Here is a 17,716-nt window from a genome sequence, read left to right on the forward strand (position 1 = left end):
GCCGGAGAGATTTGTGTCTCTCACCGAACCCACGACCGGCTGGTAGATTGCCAATAGCGTCACGATACGCCGGTCTTGCGCCCTGATTAAGACACCATTCCAAGCCGTCAGCCCCATCAGGCAAAGCATGCTGGAAACATTATTTCTTGCCGAAGTCCCTTGGGCGACAGGTTTTGCAACGTTAGTTTGCCACCATGACGCTCAACAATCTCCTTGGCAATCGCGAGGCCAAGGCCTGCACCGGGCACGGATTTGCGACGCGCCGGATCAACCCGGAAAAACGGTTCGAATACGCGTGACATGCTTTGCTCGGGAATGCCCGGTCCCTCATCATCGATAGTGATCAACGCGGCGCGGTCTTTCAGCCCGACGGTGACAAAGGCGCCGCCGCCATGAGTTGCCGCATTGATAACCAGATTTCTGACGGCCCGCGTCAGTGCCAACGGCGCCGATGAAATTGTCACCGCGTCTATTTTCAAGACCGTTACAGATGCCTTCATTGATACGAGGTCCTGACAGATCTCGCTGATTATTTCATCGGCACGGAGCAATTGGTTTCTCTCCCGTTGGGCTTCTTCGCGCACGAGCTGGATCGCGCTGTCCGCAATATGGTCTAGCTCCTCCAGGTCGTTTAGCCACATGGCGCGATCCTCCTCATCGAGAAATTCCGCCCGAAGCCGCATTCTGGTCATCGGCGTGCGCAGATCATGGCCCGCAGCTGCGACCAGTCGCATCCGGCTTTCGGCAGCGTTCTTCAGCCTGGCCGTCATGGTATTAAGCGCGCGGGCGGTCGCCTTCAGTTCGGCCGGCCCGCTTTCCGGCAATCGCGGAACGACGCCGTCCGCGTCGATCGTTGCCGCTACACGCTCCAGCGCAGAAAGATGACGCGTGATGCGGTAGGCAAACCATATCGCCACACCAACCGTACCGACGGTAACAAGCAAGATCCAGCCGGCGAGCGCGACGAGAATTCCTCCTTTGGGATGACGATCCCTTACCGGAATTGCAAGCCATCCCGATTCGAATTTGACCGACGCGACCGGATGAGTGCTTCCGGCGGGCTGCGTTACAACAATCTCAAGATCGGATCCGGCATTGCGCAGTTGAGCTTGCAGCAGGCTGGTCAGCGCCGGACGCGGCTCGCCTGAAACGGGGCTCGATCCCAAATGCGCGCCCCGGTCCATTACGTCGTCACGAAAGAATGGCGCGATCAGCAAAATCCCCTCAGAAACCAGTTGGACGTACTGTTCCTGTTCTTTTTCCTCATGGCCCGCCCGCGCCCAAAACAACGTCGCTGTCGATATTCCAACCACGCAGATGATCGACAAAACCAGCGTCACTACGATGCGAGCCCTCAAAGAGGTCATTCGCCGGCTCCAACCTTCTCCACATTGGCGGTAAACACGTAGCCTCCGTTTCGCACCGTCTTGATCAACTGAAATTCAATATCGCCGAGCTTTCGGCGAATCCGGCTGAGCAGCACGTCGACGGACCGATCGAAGACATCGCCATCGCCACGGCTGGTCGCGTCCAGCAGATATTCGCGCGACAGCATCCGCCCGGACCTCGCCACCAGTGCATGCAGCAGATCGAATTCGGCCGAGGTCAGGTCCAACTGCCCACCGCTCGAATTAACAACCCGCCGCAATCCCGGTTGCAGCCTGAAGCCTTCGAAACGGTATTCCTGGGGAGAATGCGCAATCTGGCCCGCGTCATTCTGACGACGAAGCACCGCGCGGATACGGGCCGCAAGCTCTCGCGGATTGAACGGCTTGCCGAGATAATCATCGGCGCCGATCTCAAGGCCGATGATACGGTCGACGTCCTCCTTCAGCGCGGTGAGGAGAATGATCGGAATAAGTGAATTTTGGGTTCGCATATCCCGACAGATTTCCAGGCCGGATCCGTCCGGCAACATGACATCGAGCACGACCAACTTGATATCGTTAGACTCAAGCGCAGCCTCCAGTGTGCGCTTGTCAGACGCCAGCGTTACCCGAAATCCCTGCTCGGCCAGATATCGGCCAAGCAGCTTTCGAATCTGGAGGTCATCATCGACTATCAAGATGTGGGGTTCGATGTGCACTCGCTACGTCCTCACCGAAACTGTCCTCGACCGAATAACGCACTTGCCCATGGCTTTCAACGAGGCACCATTCAAATCATCCTTTCCAGCAACATTGAGACATATTGCAGCGGTGCCCAGGCAACGTTCGTATACTGATGGCCCTAATTTAGCGATTGGCGGCGCGTTAGAGCTTCGACGCTTCGACTGAATCCTTGGCGCGCGAGGGTGAGAACTTATCATGCCGAGACTTAACCCAAGCTGGAAGCGCGTTCTGCTCTGGGCTTTAGTTAAGTTGTTTCTGAGCGTCTGCGACCGACAACACGACGCGGCCGCGACGATCTCATTGGACCAACCGCTCAAATTTTCTGTGGCGGAGGTAACCCGCGACGCGTTGAACCACCGCACGCACTGACCTACATGGAAGAATGGTCTGAAACCAAACAGCGTGTATGCTCCTCCGATGACCTTCGCCATCTACTTCGGTGAGCTTATTTTCGCGATTGCTCTCGCAATCATGTTATTGGCTGCCTCAACTGTTGCGTCTTCCACTGCCATTCTTCTATTCTGTTGCGGCCTCGTGGCGTGGACCTTGGCCGAATACATCACTCATCGCTTTGTGCTGCATGCCATCGCTTCGATCCAGCACGGGATCCATCACGCGCACCCGCAAGAGGGTATAGACAAGATCTTCTGGCAGATATGGCTCGCTTTCGCCGTCGTCTACCTGACGACGGAAGCCCCTCTTCTGGCCGGCGTTCTCGTCGCGTACGCCTGGTATTTATCGGTCCACTATGGCGCGCATCACAATCCCTCAATTCTCCCAGCTTCCTTGTTGAAACATCACCTCGACCATCACAAGTTTGCGAGCCGGAACTACGGTGTCACCACGAAGTTGTGGGATCGCGTGTTCGGAACAATGCTCCGTTGACGCAAAGCGTGCTCAGTCGAATAGTCAGGCCTTAGCATTTCGCCCGGACTTTAAGCCCCGAGGCGCAATGTGTCCGCACTACGCCAAACAAGTCGATTTGGACACGTCGCGCAACATTCGGAAATAAAGCCCCGAAATTCGGAACAAGCTTCGGTCGCAAATCACCGGCAACAACGGGATCGATAAAGTCCCTGTGGCCGGTAAGCGAAATGTGGACGACAGCGCTTCTAACTAACGATGATCCTCGCAGGCGCGCGGCCGAGGAGCTTATCAAGAACACCTACGCAGCTCGATATGGCGCTCGGCTGGAGGCTTTTCCTTCCCGGATCATCGCCCTTTCAGACAATCGTGGTGAGATCGTCTGTGCGGCCGGCCTTCGTTTCCTCGATGACGGATTTTTCTCTGAACGCTATCTTGACGCGCCAATTGAAGATGTGGTTAGCGCGATATCGGCGAGGGCAGTTACTCGGAGCGCCATCTTTGAGGTGACCACGCTTGCCAGTCGAGCACCGCTGGCGACGGCGGAGTTCATCGCGGAAATCGGCACCTTTGGCGAGAAGGCCGGATTCGAATGGTCTTTCTTTACCCTGACGCGCCGTTTGCATCATATGGTCGGTCGGCTCGGCATTGCACCGACCTTGCTCGGTGAAGCCGACTGCCGGCGCATCGCGGATTCCGACCGATGGGGGACCTACTACGCTTGCGAGCCGAAAGTATACGCCGTTGCCAGTCGGCGCCTGAGGACGGGCGGTGACGGCCTTCAAAGCGGGGAGCGTTATGCGGCAGCTATTTGACTCGATGAAGCGCCATGCGTCGGAGGCAGGCGACTTGCTCGCGGTAAGCGACCGGTACGGTCAATTATCACGCGGCGAACTCTTTGCCAGAGTCACGGCTCTTGCCGCTGACCTTAAAGGTCAACCCCGAACGATCGGAATCTATGCGCCAAACGGACTTGGCTGGGTCATTGCCCAGCTCGCCTGCGCACTCGCCGGCAAGATCGTAGTGCCGTTGCCGACGTTTTTCAGCCCGATGCAACTCGGCCACGTCGTGCGTGATGCATCGGTTGAGCTTATTCTTGTCTCCGAACAAACGGCAGCGCTGGCCGTGCAATCAGGCGCGCCGACCCATATGATCGATGTCCATCGGTCGGGAGCGGACCTGCCCGACGCGATCGATGGCTTCGGCCAGATCATTTATACCTCGGGAAGCACTGGTCAACCGAAGGGCGTCCGCCATCAAAGTGGGCAGATCGCATGGTCGGCCGCCGCATTGGGAACCGCGACCGCAGCAAGCGCAACCGACACCTATCTCTCCGTCCTTCCGCTACCGCTCCTGTTGGAGACGCTCTGTTCGATTTTCATTCCAACACTGATCGGGGCATATGTGCATTTCGATACCGGCCTCGCTGAACAAGTCGGTCGCGGCGACGCGAGCGGCATTGCGAAGGCGTTTGAAATTCATCGTCCCACGATGAGTGTGCTGGTACCGCAATTACTGAAGCACTGGGTTGCGGAGCTCCAGGGGAGCGGTCAATTCGCGCCGTCTTCTCTTCGATTCGTCGCGGTGGGAGGCGCGCCTGTCCCGAGGCAGGTTGCGAATGCCGCCTGGCGCCTGGGAATTCCCGTCCACGAAGGCTACGGACTTTCGGAATGCTGCTCGGTCGTTGCAGTCAACCGTCCGAAGGAACGTCGCCCGGGTACCGTTGGCCAGCCGCTGAGCGGACTTTCTGTGTCGATTGACGACGGGGAAATCGTCGTCGACGGACCTTCGATAACGGACGGTTACCTGGGCCAAGGACCTGCCAAAAGGCCATGGCGCACCGGTGACCTCGGCGAGATCCATCAGGACGGTTTCGTTACCGTACATGGACGCAAGGACAGTCTCCTCGTCACGTCATTCGGTAGAAACGTCAGCCCTGAATGGATCGAGACAATGCTCCTTGCCGATCCACGCATCGCGCTCTGCACCGTGGCCGGTCACGGCGAGCCGCACTTGACGGTCTTGCTTATCCCCTCCCCTCCAGGGGCAGCTTGGTTCGCCAAGGCAACTCGCGCGGATATCCTGGAGCTGTTGTCCGATCGTTGTTCTGACGCACCAGAATATGGAGTACCGCGCGCCTACGTGATCGTTTCCCTTGAGCAGGCCTTGAAGAATCAGTTGCTCAGTAACGGACGACCCGTTCGCAAAGCAATTGGCAAATTCGTCCTGGAAAGGGCGGCCGCCTAGCGGAGGCCTCTCCTCACATCTCGTTTTCAACCTGAAAGGCCGAGTATGAGCTTCTATGAGCAACTGGTCGCCGAGACGGCTGACAGCCGTGACGCCTTCCTCTCAATTCCGCTGGTGCGGAACACGATTCGGAATGGGGCGGACCGCAGGCTCTACCTCACTTTCCTGACTGAAGCCTATCACCACGTCAAACACACTTTTCCCCTGATGGCTTTGGCCGCGTCACGCACTTCGGACGAGCGATATCAAGACGCTTTGGTCGAATACATGGAGGAAGAGCGTGGTCATGAGAAATGGATTCTCGACGACATCCGCATTCTAGGCGGCGATCCGGAAACGGTTCGCAATGGTCAAGGGGGCCCTGCCTGCAGGATCATGGTGGGCTACGCTTACTACGCCATCGAGCATGTCAGCCCGTACGCATTCCTCGGAAGCGTGCATGTCCTCGAGGGAATGTCCGTGTTGCTGGCGGACCAGGTTGCAGATGCCATGAAGGCGTCTCTCGGCTTGGAGAGCGATGCCGGATTTACCTACCTTCGAACCCATGGATCGCTGGACACCGAACACGTGGCTTTCTTCCAAAAGCTGGTTGATGGCTTCGATGATCGCAATACCCAGCGCATCATCATCGATAACGCGACAATCTTCTATCGCTTGTACGGCTCGATCTTTCACGACCTTGGCGCGCGCCCGGAGTTGAGCCATGCCGCGTGAGCAGAAATGCGTGCTGATAACAGGAGCAGGCTCCGGGATCGGGCGTGCTTTGGCTATCGAAGCGGCGCAGCGGGGAATGGTCGTTGCGCTATGTGGACGGCGGGAGACGGCACTTGAGGGAACTGCTGCGCTGCTCGACTGGGGAAGCCAGCATATCATTGTTCCGGCGGATATAACAAATCCCCAAGACCGCCGCCGGATCGTTGAGGTCATCAGAGGAGAATGGAAAGCGCTCGACATACTCGTCAACAACGCAGGCGTCGTCGAGGGCGCCGCCATCGAGAAATTCGACGATGACGCGATCAGCAGGACATTTTTCACCAATGTCATCGCGCCGATTGCGCTGACGCGCGATCTCATGCCTCTGTTGGCCGCGGCAAGGCCATCGAGAGTGGTCAACATCGGCTCTGTTTTTGGCGACATCGCCTATCCGCGGTTTTCAAGCTATTCCGCCTCGAAATTCGCGCTGCGCGGATTTTCGAATGCGCTGCGCCTGGAATGGAAGCAAATCGGCATTGGCGTCACCTATGCTGCCCCGCGGGCAACCCGGACCGAAGCAGCCGTCGCATTCGACCATCTAATTGCAAATGCCAAGATGGGCGTCGATGCTCCTGCAAAAGTCGCCCGGCAAATATGGCGGTCGGTCGCAAGCGGTCATGATTCGATCTACGCACCTGCACCGGAACGTATCTACGTCGCAATTCAACGGATCTTCCCGCAAATCATCGACTGGGCGCTCTCACGGCAAGCGTCCTCTCATTAAATTCCGCTGGCAGAAAAGACACCCCGCAGACGAGAAGGCTATCTATGATCTTGAAATCCCGGACATCGCTACTGTCATTGATCGTCTTGCTGGTCGCGGGACCCTGTGCAACTTCCAGCCGGGCTGCAGATACCCTGTCGCCGGAAGTCCGTCGCCTGCAAACCAAGTGGGAGGCGATCAAGTTTGGCGTTCCCGAAGGCGACGAGCAAACCAAACAAATGAATGCGCTTGGCGACGAAGCCGACGCAGTCGCCGCACACTTTCCCGGTATGCCCGAAGCCCTGATTTGGGATGGTATCATCACGAGCGAGCGCGCCTCGATGGCGAGCACGTTTTATGCGCTCGTCTTTGCCAAGCGCGCCCGCGACATTCTCGAGCAGGCCTACAACCTGGATCCTGCGAAATTGGATGCCGGCGCGACGACGAGCCTTGGCGTGCTATACTACCGTGTTCCCGGATTTCCGATCGGATTTGGCGATAAGGCGAAAGCCGGGCAGTTGCTCGCACAGGCAGTCAAACTTGCCCCAAGTGGGCTGGACGCGTGGTATTTTTACGGAGACTTCCTTTACACGCAAAACGAATTTCCGAAGGCCGTCGAAGTCTTTCAGCATGCCCTCAAGATACCACAACATCCGGATCGTCCGCTCTGGGACAAGAATCGCCGTCTCGTGATCGAGGAAGATCTGGCCAAGATCGAGGAGAAAAGGTGAGACCTCCTCCGCGCGAATCCGCGATCAGAAATGCAAGACCCCGTTTGCTTGTAACCGACAGGATTTGGCACGCCCTTGGTCGTCAATTGCGAAACCCGAGCGGCGGCGTTGGATTGATCGTTGGATGGCTGATGGCCTGGATCAATGAAGAGCCCAACCGACTGGCCATCAATGCGCTCGACCCTGGCCCAGGTGAAACGATCCTTGAACTCGGCTTCGGTCCTGGTTGGGGCCTTCGAACGATCGCGGCGCGCGCCCGCGGCGCACGTGTGTACGGCGTAGACCAATCGGCGCGAATGCTCCAACAAGCCAAACGTATGAACGAGGTCGCGATATCCCGAGGTCGAATGGTGCTGGTGCGGGGAGCCTTCAGCCCGCTGCCCTGGATCGACGAAATGTTTCATAAGCTCCTGTTGGTTAACGTTCTTTATTTCTTCGACCATGACGGCCGCGATATCTCAGAAGTCTACCGTGTGCTACAATCGGGCGGCCGTCTTGTCATCTACGTGACGTCGCGGGAGACGATGGAACAATGGCCGTTTGCCGGCCCAACTACCCACCGGACCTTCGACGAGCGCGATCTTGCCACTCTTCTCGAGAATGCTGGGTTTCGCCGAGCGCACATAACAATTACACATGTCGAACTTGCGCTCGGCGTCAAAGGTCTCATCGCAGTCGCCGAAAAATCCGGCGGCGCGATACGGCGTGAGGAACTGTCGCAGGATTTTACACCCAGCGGCTTTGAGGCTTTGAGGCAGAACGTTTCCGCGGGGCTACCAAATGATCGGGGTAAGTCGCGCAACGTACGGAAATGAAGCGGGAGTCGGGGGACAAGCTTCAGTCGCAAATGCCGTCAATAACCTGCCGAATTCAGCCCTCTTGCCGATAATCTAAATGCGCAAGACGGTCCTTCCAGCCGAAGAACTAATCGAGAAGCGCTTCTCAGGACAGCCGCCGGAAAATTTCAAGCGCAACCGTAACTGGACGCCGGTTCAGCGCCTGGAGCGGCGGCATGGTCCGGTACGGCCGGCGGCGTCAGAGGCATCACTCGTTCGGCTGACAAAATACCAGCTCGAGTTCTCGTCGCGAATGTCCGCTTGGCGGCCAAGAGTGGCCGGTCGAGAGTACTACCCTGCGCAACAGCCACGGCTTCGATCGCATGGCTCCCTACCGTTCGTAGAAGCCTCGGCGCGATATATAAGAGTCCAATTTTCAGCCCCTTCGCTCGTCCTTGAAGAGCGCTCGACCAATCCCACATCGCCGGCAGCATGCGGCCAAAGAGTTTGTTGTTCCTTGCGTGCTACCCTGCGCCCGCAGCGATTCATGCGGCGAGCGAGTCCGACCTTGGCCTTACGCCCTCGTCACCTTCTTTCCTTTCCGGGGGAAGCCCGGCGAACCGGCACAAGGCATCGGCCATCTGCACGCGCGCGGCAACACCGGTGATCACCACGTCGACCATCGTAAGCGACGAGTGGAAGTGGCCGCGAGCTTTGAGTTGCTCGACGGGCACGCCTGCGGCAGAAAGAGCTTCGGCGTAAGCGACGCCCTCGTCGCGCAGCGGATCGAACTCGCAGGTCGCCACCAACGCCGGAGGCAAGTTTTCGAGTTTGCCGCGCAGCGGCGAGACGCGCGGATCGGTGCGGTCGGCGGGCGAACAGTAGATGTCCCAGAACCAGTACATCAGTGAGCGCGTCAGGAAATAGCCCGTGGCATTGTCGGTATAAGACGGGCGGTCGAAACCACAGTCGGTGACCGGGCACACGAGAAGCTGCCCGGAGATTGCCGGGCCGCCGCGGTCGCGCGCCAGTTGGCAGGTGACGGCGGCGATGTTGCCGCCGGCGCTCCAGCCCGCGACCATCAAAGGTCCTGGTTTGCCGCCAATCTCGGCCGCATGTTCGGCGATCCACCGCGTCGCTGCATAGCCATCCTCGGCCGCCGCGGGAAAGCGGTGTTCGGGCGCATGACGGTAACCGACGCTGACAAAACTCATCCCGGTACGCCGGCACATGTCGCGGCAGAACGGATCGTCGGACTGCTCGTCACCCAAGACCCAGCCGCCGCCATGGAAATAGACCACGATCGGATGCGGCCCCGGCGTCGCCGGCCGATAGAGACGATAGGGCAGCGGACCGTCGGCGCCGGGAAGCGTGCCATCGACCACCTCGCCGACCGGCCGTCCGGCGGGACGGCTCTTGTTGAATTCAGCCACGAAGTCGCGCGCACCCTGGGCTCCCATCGACTCGATCGGCGGCAGGTTCATTTCCGCCAGCATGTTCAGCACCAGCCGCACATCCGGCTGCAGGCGAACGACCTCGCCGTCGTTGCATTGCTCGGCCACGTTCAGGCCGTTCAGCCTGAAGCCGAGCATGCCGCGGCTGACAACCTCGTTGCAAATGCTGCGATAGGGACCGACGCCGCCGGTATAGGGCATCACGCCCCACGCCTTGCCGGGAACGTTGGCGCCCGTGTACCAGGTGTTTGCCAGCCGATGCAGCGTCAGCGTCGCGCAGTCGGCCATGTGGCGGGCCCAGCCGGCCTGCGCCGTCTCGGTCGCCTCGATGGTGGTGAGGCCGGCTTCGCGCATCGCCATCAGCCGGTCAGCCACCCAATCGACGTGCTGCTCGATCGATACGGCCATGTTCGACAGCACTGACGGGCTGCCGGGGCCGGTGATCATGAACAAATTGGGGAAGCCGGCTACCGTAAGCCCGAGATAGGTCTGCGGGCCGTTGGCCCAGACGTCGGACAGCGACTTTCTACCGCGGCCGGTGATCGGATGCACGGCCATGATCGCTCCGGTCATCGCGTCGAAGCCGGTGGCGAACACAATGACGTCGACGTCGAAGGTTCGCTTGTCGGTCTTGATGCCGGAGGGCGTGATGGACGTGATCGGTTCCTGGCGCAGGTTCACCAGCGTGACGTTCGGACGGTTGTAGGTGTTGTAGTAGTTGGTATCGAGGCAAGGACGCTTGGCCCCGAACGGATGGTCGTAAGGGCTCAGCGCTGCCGCCGTCTCGGGGTCCTTGACCGTTAAGCGGATTTTCTCGCGAATCAGCTCGGCGAGCAGCGCGTTGCCGTCGACGTCGACCGCCTGGTCGGCCCAAAGCTGGGTCAAGATGTACACGAGATCGCCAGCGGCCCACGCCTGCTCGAACCGCTCGCGGCGCTCGGCATCGCTCAATTGCCAGCTCACCTCCATTTGTTGCGGCCACGGTACGCCTGCCAGCGACCAGCGAGCCTGCTCACGATAGCCGGCTCGGTCGCCTTCCAGCAACGCGACGCGATCCGCTGGCGCAGGACCATTATGGGCAGGCAAGGCAAAGTTCGGGGTGCGCTGGAAGACGGTCAGATGCGCCGCCTGCTCGGCGATCATCGGTATCGACTGGATCCCCGACGATCCCGTGCCGATCACCGCAACGCGCTTGCCGGCGAGTTTTATCTCTTCATGAGGCCAGCGGCCGGTGAAATAGACCTCGCCCTTGAAGTCCTTGACGCCATCGATCTCCGGCGGCTTCGGCGCGGAGAGACAGCCGGTGGCCATGATGTAATAGCGGCAGGATACGCTGGCGCCATTGTCGGTCGTGAGCCGCCAGCGTTCGGCGGCCTCATCCCACGTCGCCGCCGTGACCTTGGTGCCGAAGCGGATGTCGCGGCGCAGATCATAGCGGTCGGCGACGAAGCCGAGATAGCGCAGGATTTCCGGCTGGGTTGCGTATTTCTCTGACCATTGCCACGCGCTCTCCAGTTCCGGATCGAACGTATAGCTGTAGTCGATGGTCTGAATGTCGCAGCGCGCGCCGGGATATCGGTTCCAGTACCAGGTGCCGCCGACGTCGCCGGCCTCCTCCAGCAGCACCGAATTGAAGCCGGCATTGTGCAACCGATGCAGCAGGTACAGGCCGGCAAATCCGGCACCCACCACCGCGACATCGACCTGTTGTGTCGCAGCGCCGCGCGTCGCCTCTGACGCAGATGATGCAACCATCGCTTCTGGCATACCATCCTCCCATGTCTTTTGATTTCGCCGCGGTCTATCGGCGCGCAGCCCAGTTTGTCACAATCTTCGGTAGTTCCACTTGCGTGGACACGCTATCGCCTCTGGGAATTCACCGGCCTCCTCTGGCAAATGGGCAAAGTGTCAACCCGCGTGGGGTCCCGACGACAAATGGCGATAACGCCAGGTCAACGACCGAACGCGTGCGAGACTAATTTGCTAGACTCAGGAGGCCGACCGCCGGTCGCCCTACCGACGGTCCGCACCGGATCAATCTCGCGGGCTCCGCACTTAGGCGGCCTGCTTTTCCGCAGGAGCCGCGTCAAAGCCGACCCGCGGGAAGCGCAGGTTCACCCTGCCAACCGAGGGGTCTTCGTGCCGGATGATAATTTCGTCGGGTGTCCAGGAGAGAATGCTTCCGCATACGGAGTTGCCATAGTCGTCGGGAGTTACGCTGACCCAGTCACCGCGCCGGAGACCGACATTCTGCGCCTCTGACGACCATTCGTCTGGCTCACTCGGTTCGTTAACCTTGGCAACTTCGATCGCTTGGTCGGGCGTCATTTCGGAGAAATTGCTGTGCCCAATGGCCGCAACTCTTTCATACCAGGGGTCGATCACGGTTGCGAAAGAGATCAGCTCATTTACCTCACTGCCACCATTCTGCCGTGCAAACCAAATCGGATGGTAAGCTGACAAATCGGCCGCGGAAGGATCTGTTCCTAATATGAACCCGCGACCGTCGGCCAGAGCCTCAGCGAGCCATGCGATGTGCGCATTGACCCTTTGCAGGTACATCGCTCGCTTTGGACGCAACGCCTCGGGATCCAAGTCGACCCGGAAGAGCGGACGTCGTTCCTCGATAAGTTCTTGGGGGAGTCCAGGCATGTTGCCTATCGTGAGACAGACGGCATTCATGAAGGAGCCTTTCTCGATCCACCAGCCAAGCGCCTTTGCAAGCGCTTCTTGACCTTTCGGATAGAGCGAGCCCGAAGTGCCCAGTTTTTCGATGGCTCGAAGTATGTGCAGCGTGTCGCAGTAGAACTCTGCCCCGACTTGAAGGATCGGAGTTCGCCGATAGCCTCCTGTCATCGGGGTGAGCTTGGGGCGCGGCGTCCATACCGGAATTTCGACGGAGTTCCAGCTTACGCCCTTGAGACCCAGGGCGAGGCGTATCTTTTCCGAGTAAGGCGAAAGCGGGTAGTGGTGCAGGATGACCTTTGACATGTGTTTTCTCTCCCTGTGTTGTCTGCGGACGTGCCATCCCAGCGAATGGTTCAAGTTTGCCCCTTCGTTGGAAATCGTTGCGGAGGCATTCCGCGAGAGTGGAGCCCGGGATGGTCCGAGCCCTTGACTGAAACCAAGTCTCTGCCACCGTCCGAGCTTGAGGATCGGCAACGAGAGAGCGCTTTGCGCGGTGGCTACTTTCGCAGCACCGGCATATCGAAACCGAGGAATTCAAACGCTGCATCGCCGTTGACCCAGCCATGCAATGGGGTTGCCACCATTGGATCTTTTGCTCGCGCCGATGCGCTGGCGTTACTATTTCTTCGGCGCCTGCATGTCGAAGCCGAGGAATTCGAACGGCGTATCGCCATTGACCCAGCCGTGCCACGTATGCGGCCGGAACAGAATGACGTCATCGGGCTTGTAGGCGATATCGCCGTACTTTTTGCCATCCTTGTCGTTCAGCGTCATCTTGCCAGTGCCGCTGATGACGTAAAGAACGTATGTCTGTTCCGCTGGTCCCTCGTGAAGCGCGATCAAGCCGTTGGCGTCGACGTGCCCGCGCATCACATTGATGCCTTTGCCGATATCAATGCTGTTAGGTGGCACTTGATAGAGTGCCCCATAGTTGAAACCCTTGTTCGGTATGCCGCCAATGTCCGGTATCGGCGCGAGCTTTCCAGGCTCCTTCTTGACCGCAATCGCTTTGCCGTTGGGATCGACTTCAATGCTCGTCAGATCGCCGGCAAACGCCGGAGCAGCAATTGCGAGTGCCACCACCGCATCCAACCCATAGATTAGACCACGCATTCTTCCCTCCCTGTTGCTATGCTTGCTTTGAATTATAGATCGAGTGTTGCTCCGGGCCGCTGCGGAAGCAGTAGCCCGCCGTTTGGTGCCTATCCCGCAGGCTCTCCGCTTAGCCGCCCGTGCGCGCGTCGAGGAAAAGCTGGGTGAACGGCTTTGCCAGTACGGGCTCGAGCTTTGGCACGATCGCCTTGATCTCGGGGGTGCCCATATGGCCTTCGAGGGCGGCCTTGTCGGTCCAGCGCTCGAACGTCAGAAAACGCCCTGGCTCGCCGATCACTTCCATCAGCGTGTAGACCAGACAACCTGGTTCCTTGGCCGACTTCTCCGCGAAGGGCACGAGCAACGCGCGGAGATCATCCGCCTTGTCCTTCTTGGATACGATTTCAGCGATCACGAAGTAGCCGGTCTGTCCCGCCGCCATGGCGGATGAAACAGCAAGAACCGCAGCCGCCACGCTACCCACAACGGCCGCACCAACGAATGCACGGCGATCCATGTCTGACATGATGATTTCCCTCCCTCGAGTTTGTTTTCCTGTGATGACCAGCGGCCGGCCCAAAGGCGGGACTGGTCATGCCCTCTCAAACAGTCGTTGACAGTTACAGAGGACACTATTAGCTTGCACGCGATATAATAAGAGTCAATGATATGCGACACGATGTAAGAAGAAAAAGCCTGAATGCTCAAAGTCCCATTGCCCCGGTAGAAGTACCGGGGCTCGACAGCCATCTTTGCTTCGCGCTCTACGCCGCCAGCAACCACATGACGCGACTGTTCGTGCCCTTCCTTCAAAAGCTCGGCGTGACCTACCCCCAATATCTGGTTCTCGTTGTGCTTTGGGAGCGTGGCCCCCAGGGCGTGGGAGACCTCGCCTCAATGCTACGAATGGATTTTGGCACTCTTTCCCCGATGCTCAAGCGTATCGAGAGCAAGGGACTGATCACGCGGCAGCGGACTCCCAGCGATGAACGACGCGTGGTTGTCACTCTGACAGCAAGGGGCATTTCGCTGCGGAAGCGAACCGAGCAGATGCTGGGAGAATTCTACTGTTTTCTGAATATGCCGCTCGACGAACTCACTGACCTGAAGGACCGGCTTCATCATTTTGTGAAATCGGCAGGACCGAAGGAGTCGCCGGCCGTCCCCCGAAAACTGAAGCTGGCTTCCTGAGCCTGCCGTTTGGTCGATCGACGTCTTAGGAGCGACTGAAAACACGAAAGTCGTGTGTTCGTAGAGATAATATCTCCACGCAAAGATGGAGTGACATGGCCGGACAGGCGGATGGCCATGTCAGCCGGTAGATACCGCCTTTTGGAGGAAACATGACCACCTTGAACATCAATGGACGGAATATGTCCGTCGAGGCGGCACCCGATACGCCGCTGCTCTGGGCCATTCGCGAGCAATTGCAGATGACCGGGACCAAATTCGGCTGCGGCGCCGGGCTGTGCGGTGCCTGCACGGTCCACGTCAACGGCGAGGCGGTGCGGTCGTGCCAGACCGCGATTTCCGACGTCGCCGGCAAGAAGATCACCACCATCGAAGGCCTCAGCGCCAAGGGCGACCATCCGCTGCAGAAGGCGTGGATCGCCGAGCAGGTTCCGCAATGCGGCTACTGCCAGTCCGGACAGATCATGCAGGCGGCCTCGCTGCTCGCCAAGAACCCCAACCCGACCAAGGATGAAGTGGTGGCGCATATGGACGGCAATCTCTGCCGTTGCATGACCTATTCGCGCATTCAGAAGGCGATCATGCGTGCGGCAATCGAAATGCGCGCCGCCTCCAACGCCGGCACCGAGCGGAGGGCAACATGAATAAGCACGTGAAAATCACCCAAAATGAGCCGGCCGATCTGAGCCGCCGCTCGTTCCTCGTCGGCACCGCCGCCGCCGGCCTCGCGCTCGGCTATTCCGGCGTTCCCGGCCTGCTCGGCGCCGATCAGGCGCTCGCCGCGCCCTCCAATTTCGATCCCAGCGTCTGGTATTCGATCGCGCCGGACGGGATCGTCACGGTCACCTGCGGCAAGGCCGACATGGGCCAGCACATCGCTTCCACCATGGCGCAGATCATCAGCGAGGAGCTCGGCGCCAACTGGAAGGACATGCGGGTTCAGCTCGCCTCCAACGATCCGAAGTTCAACGACCCCGTGCTCGGCGCGCAGATTACCGGCGGCAGCTGGAGCACGATGATGAACTTCGATGCGATGAGCCGCGCGGGTGCCGCGGGACGCATGGCATTAACGGACGCCGCCGCTACCGCGATGGGCGTACCGTCATCCGAACTGGTCGTCCGCGACTCCGCGATCTCGCATTCGAAATCGAAGAAGTCGATGACGTTCGCCGACATCGTCAAGAGCGGCAAGATCACCAAGACGTTCACGCCCGACGAACTCAAGGCGATTACGCTCAAGACGCCGGATCAGTACACCATGATCGGCGTGTCGGTGCCGCAGCTCGATATTCCCTCCAAGACCAACGGCACGGCGAAATACGGCATCGACACCATGCTGCCGGGCATGGTGTACGGCAAGGTCGTGACGCCGCCGGTGCGCTATGGCGCTACCGTCAAATCGGTCGACGACAGCGCAGCAAAGAAGGTGCCGGGCTTCATCCAGGCCGTCATCCTCGACGACAAGACCGCGACCACGACGGGCTGGGTGGTGGCGGTGGCCAACACCTATGCCAACGCCCGCAAGGCGGCGGACGCGCTGAAGATCAGCTATGACGGCGGGCCTAACGCCAAGCTGTCGAGCGAGTCGCTGCTCACCGAAGCCAAACGGCTGCAGGCACTCGACGATTCCGGGCTGTTCTTCGTCAAGGACGGCGACACCGCGGCGGCGTTCGGCACGGCGGCCAGGGTGATGGAGGCGGAGTACACCACCAACATCAACATCCATGCTCCGATGGAGCCGATGAACGCCACGGCGGAGCTCAAGGGCGATATCTGGCACATCTATTCCGGCAACCAGTTCGCGACGCGCTCCGGTGCGATCGCGGCGGGCGCTGCCGGGGTCGATCCCAAATTCGTCGTGATGCACCAGACCTGGCTGGGCGGCGGCTTCGGCCGGCGTCTCGACGCCGACATGATGGTGCCGGCGGTGCAGGCGGCCAAGGCCGTCGATAAACCGGTCAAGGTCATCTACAGCCGCGAAAACGACATGACCATGGACTTCTCGCGTCCGCTGACGTTCCAGAAGGTCAAGGCCGGTATCGACGGCGACGGCAAACTGGTGGCGCTCAATCACGACGTCGTCAGCGCATGGCCGACCAAACGCTGGGGCATCCCGGATTTCCTGTCGCCTTCGGTCGACAAGAAAGGCGCGCTCGATGCGTTCACCGTGAACGGCGCGGACTTCTTCTATTCCGTGCCCAATCACAACGTCCGCGCCATCCTCAACGAGATGGCGCACAGCGCCACCCCGTCGGGTCAGTTGCGGTCGGTCGCGCCGGGCTGGACCTTCTGGGCGGTCGAAAGCATGGTCGATGAAATTGCACACGCGGTCGGCAAGGACCCCGCGCAGTATCGTATCGACATGCTCGACGGCAAGGGCAAGAACGACGGTGGTGCGCAACGCCTGCGCAACACCCTGCTGGCGGCGATGGGCATGTCCGGCTACGGCACCAAGAAGCTGCCGCAGGGCGAAGGCATGGGCGTGGCCTGCGTTTCCTCGCAGGAACGCGCTACCGCAAGCTGGACCGCCTGCGTGGCCCATGTCGCCGTTTCGCCGTCAGGCGAGGTCAAGGTCAAGAAATTGACCGTGGCCACCGACGTCGGCACCCAGGTGCATCCCGACAACATCCGCGCCCAGGTCGAGGGCGCGGCGTTGTGGGGACTTTCGCTCGCCCTGTATGAGAAGGCGACGCTGAAGGACGGCGGTATCGAGCAGACCAACTTCGATACCTACACGCCGCTGCGGATGAGCCAGGTGCCGGAAGTCGCCGTCAGCGTCATCGCCAATGGCGACAAAGCCACCGGCGTCGGCGAGCCGGCGGTGACGGTGATCGCGCCCGCGCTCGGCAACGCCATCTTCAACGCGGTCGGTGCCCGCGTCCGCGCGCTGCCAATCACGACAGAGCAAGTGAAGGCGGCGATGAAGGCTTAAGGCAGCCGCGCATTGCGGTGCGAAACGATCCGCCGGGGAAATTCCCCGGCGGTTTTTTGTCCGCGACTTGCATGGCTTAGACTGCTAACGGTACGATTTCGTTCAACTAATGCAGAATGATACCGTTTTTCGCATAAACAGCGGAACGGCGGTCCAATGAGAAGTGGTATCCAT

General features: G+C 59.7%; 16 protein-coding genes. 10 read left to right on the forward strand and 6 right to left on the reverse strand.

Annotated features, from left to right (window positions below; genetic code table 11):
• Nucleotides 1-116: 116 nt before the first annotated feature.
• Nucleotides 117-1,367, reverse strand: a complete 1,251-nt coding sequence (locus B5525_RS34700) for an ATP-binding protein (protein WP_079570361.1) — start codon at nucleotides 1,365-1,367, stop codon at nucleotides 117-119.
• Nucleotides 1,364-2,086: a response regulator gene (locus tag B5525_RS34705; protein ID WP_079570363.1), complete on the reverse strand. Its 723-nt coding sequence runs from the start codon at nucleotides 2,084-2,086 to the stop codon at nucleotides 1,364-1,366. The genes B5525_RS34700 and B5525_RS34705 overlap by 4 nt, the downstream gene beginning before the upstream one ends.
• A gap of 442 nt (nucleotides 2,087-2,528) precedes the next feature.
• On the opposite strand from B5525_RS34705, the gene B5525_RS34710 reads away from it, so the two are divergent.
• From B5525_RS34710 to B5525_RS34740, 7 genes are all read left to right on the forward strand, one after another.
• Entirely contained in the window at nucleotides 2,529-2,996 is a 468-nt protein-coding gene (locus B5525_RS34710; protein WP_079570364.1) for a sterol desaturase family protein, read from the forward strand.
• 209 nt (nucleotides 2,997-3,205) lie between these two features.
• The gene (locus tag B5525_RS34715; protein ID WP_079570366.1) at nucleotides 3,206-3,790 is read left to right on the forward strand and encodes a thermostable hemolysin; all 585 of its coding nucleotides are present in this window, start codon (nucleotides 3,206-3,208) and stop codon (nucleotides 3,788-3,790) included.
• Nucleotides 3,774-5,222 carry an AMP-binding protein gene (locus B5525_RS34720; protein ID WP_079570367.1) on the forward strand — a complete coding sequence of 483 codons (1,449 nt, stop codon included), beginning with the start codon at nucleotides 3,774-3,776 and terminating at the stop codon, nucleotides 5,220-5,222. The genes B5525_RS34715 and B5525_RS34720 overlap by 17 nt, the downstream gene beginning before the upstream one ends.
• Nucleotides 5,223-5,267: 45 nt before the next feature.
• A complete protein-coding gene (locus B5525_RS34725; RefSeq protein WP_079570369.1) occupies nucleotides 5,268-5,936 on the forward strand; it encodes a TenA family transcriptional regulator in 669 nt (222 codons plus the stop codon).
• Nucleotides 5,926-6,699: an SDR family NAD(P)-dependent oxidoreductase gene (locus tag B5525_RS34730; RefSeq protein ID WP_079570370.1), complete on the forward strand. Its 774-nt coding sequence runs from the start codon at nucleotides 5,926-5,928 to the stop codon at nucleotides 6,697-6,699. Before B5525_RS34725 ends, B5525_RS34730 begins: the two co-directional genes overlap by 11 nt.
• Before the next feature lie 44 nt (nucleotides 6,700-6,743).
• Nucleotides 6,744-7,409: a tetratricopeptide repeat protein gene (locus tag B5525_RS34735; RefSeq protein WP_154073621.1), complete on the forward strand. Its 666-nt coding sequence runs from the start codon at nucleotides 6,744-6,746 to the stop codon at nucleotides 7,407-7,409.
• 131 nt (nucleotides 7,410-7,540) lie between these two features.
• Nucleotides 7,541-8,224 carry a class I SAM-dependent methyltransferase gene (locus B5525_RS34740; RefSeq protein WP_154073622.1) on the forward strand — a complete coding sequence of 228 codons (684 nt, stop codon included), beginning with the start codon at nucleotides 7,541-7,543 and terminating at the stop codon, nucleotides 8,222-8,224.
• Nucleotides 8,225-8,730: 506 nt separating this feature from the next.
• Here the strand turns inward: B5525_RS34740 and B5525_RS34745 are convergent.
• The 4 genes from B5525_RS34745 to B5525_RS34760 all read right to left on the reverse strand — a co-directional run bounded on the left by B5525_RS34745 (nucleotide 8,731) and on the right by B5525_RS34760 (nucleotide 13,945).
• The gene (locus B5525_RS34745; protein WP_079570372.1) at nucleotides 8,731-11,406 is read right to left on the reverse strand and encodes a flavin-containing monooxygenase; all 2,676 of its coding nucleotides are present in this window, start codon (nucleotides 11,404-11,406) and stop codon (nucleotides 8,731-8,733) included.
• A 288-nt stretch (nucleotides 11,407-11,694) separates the two neighbouring features.
• The gene (locus tag B5525_RS34750) at nucleotides 11,695-12,630 is read right to left on the reverse strand and encodes a glutathione S-transferase family protein (RefSeq protein ID WP_079570373.1); all 936 of its coding nucleotides are present in this window, start codon (nucleotides 12,628-12,630) and stop codon (nucleotides 11,695-11,697) included.
• Between the two features lie 315 nt (nucleotides 12,631-12,945).
• Nucleotides 12,946-13,440 (reverse strand): cupin domain-containing protein, encoded by a 495-nt coding sequence (locus tag B5525_RS34755; RefSeq protein WP_079570374.1) that lies wholly within the window; start codon nucleotides 13,438-13,440, stop codon nucleotides 12,946-12,948.
• A gap of 109 nt (nucleotides 13,441-13,549) precedes the next feature.
• Nucleotides 13,550-13,945 (reverse strand): putative quinol monooxygenase, encoded by a 396-nt coding sequence (locus tag B5525_RS34760; RefSeq protein ID WP_079570375.1) that lies wholly within the window; start codon nucleotides 13,943-13,945, stop codon nucleotides 13,550-13,552.
• A 143-nt stretch (nucleotides 13,946-14,088) separates the two neighbouring features.
• Between B5525_RS34760 and B5525_RS34765 the strand changes: the two genes are divergently transcribed.
• From B5525_RS34765 to B5525_RS34775, 3 genes are all read left to right on the forward strand, one after another.
• Nucleotides 14,089-14,610 (forward strand): MarR family winged helix-turn-helix transcriptional regulator, encoded by a 522-nt coding sequence (locus B5525_RS34765; RefSeq protein WP_079570377.1) that lies wholly within the window; start codon nucleotides 14,089-14,091, stop codon nucleotides 14,608-14,610.
• A 152-nt stretch (nucleotides 14,611-14,762) separates the two neighbouring features.
• Nucleotides 14,763-15,254 (forward strand): (2Fe-2S)-binding protein, encoded by a 492-nt coding sequence (locus B5525_RS34770; protein ID WP_079570378.1) that lies wholly within the window; start codon nucleotides 14,763-14,765, stop codon nucleotides 15,252-15,254.
• Nucleotides 15,251-17,542 (forward strand): xanthine dehydrogenase family protein molybdopterin-binding subunit, encoded by a 2,292-nt coding sequence (locus tag B5525_RS34775; protein ID WP_079570380.1) that lies wholly within the window; start codon nucleotides 15,251-15,253, stop codon nucleotides 17,540-17,542. The genes B5525_RS34770 and B5525_RS34775 overlap by 4 nt, the downstream gene beginning before the upstream one ends.
• The last annotated feature ends 174 nt before the right edge of the window (nucleotides 17,543-17,716 follow it).

Origin of the sequence: Bradyrhizobium erythrophlei (assembly GCF_900129505.1) — a bacterium.
GTDB lineage: Bacteria > Pseudomonadota > Alphaproteobacteria > Rhizobiales > Xanthobacteraceae > Bradyrhizobium > Bradyrhizobium erythrophlei_D.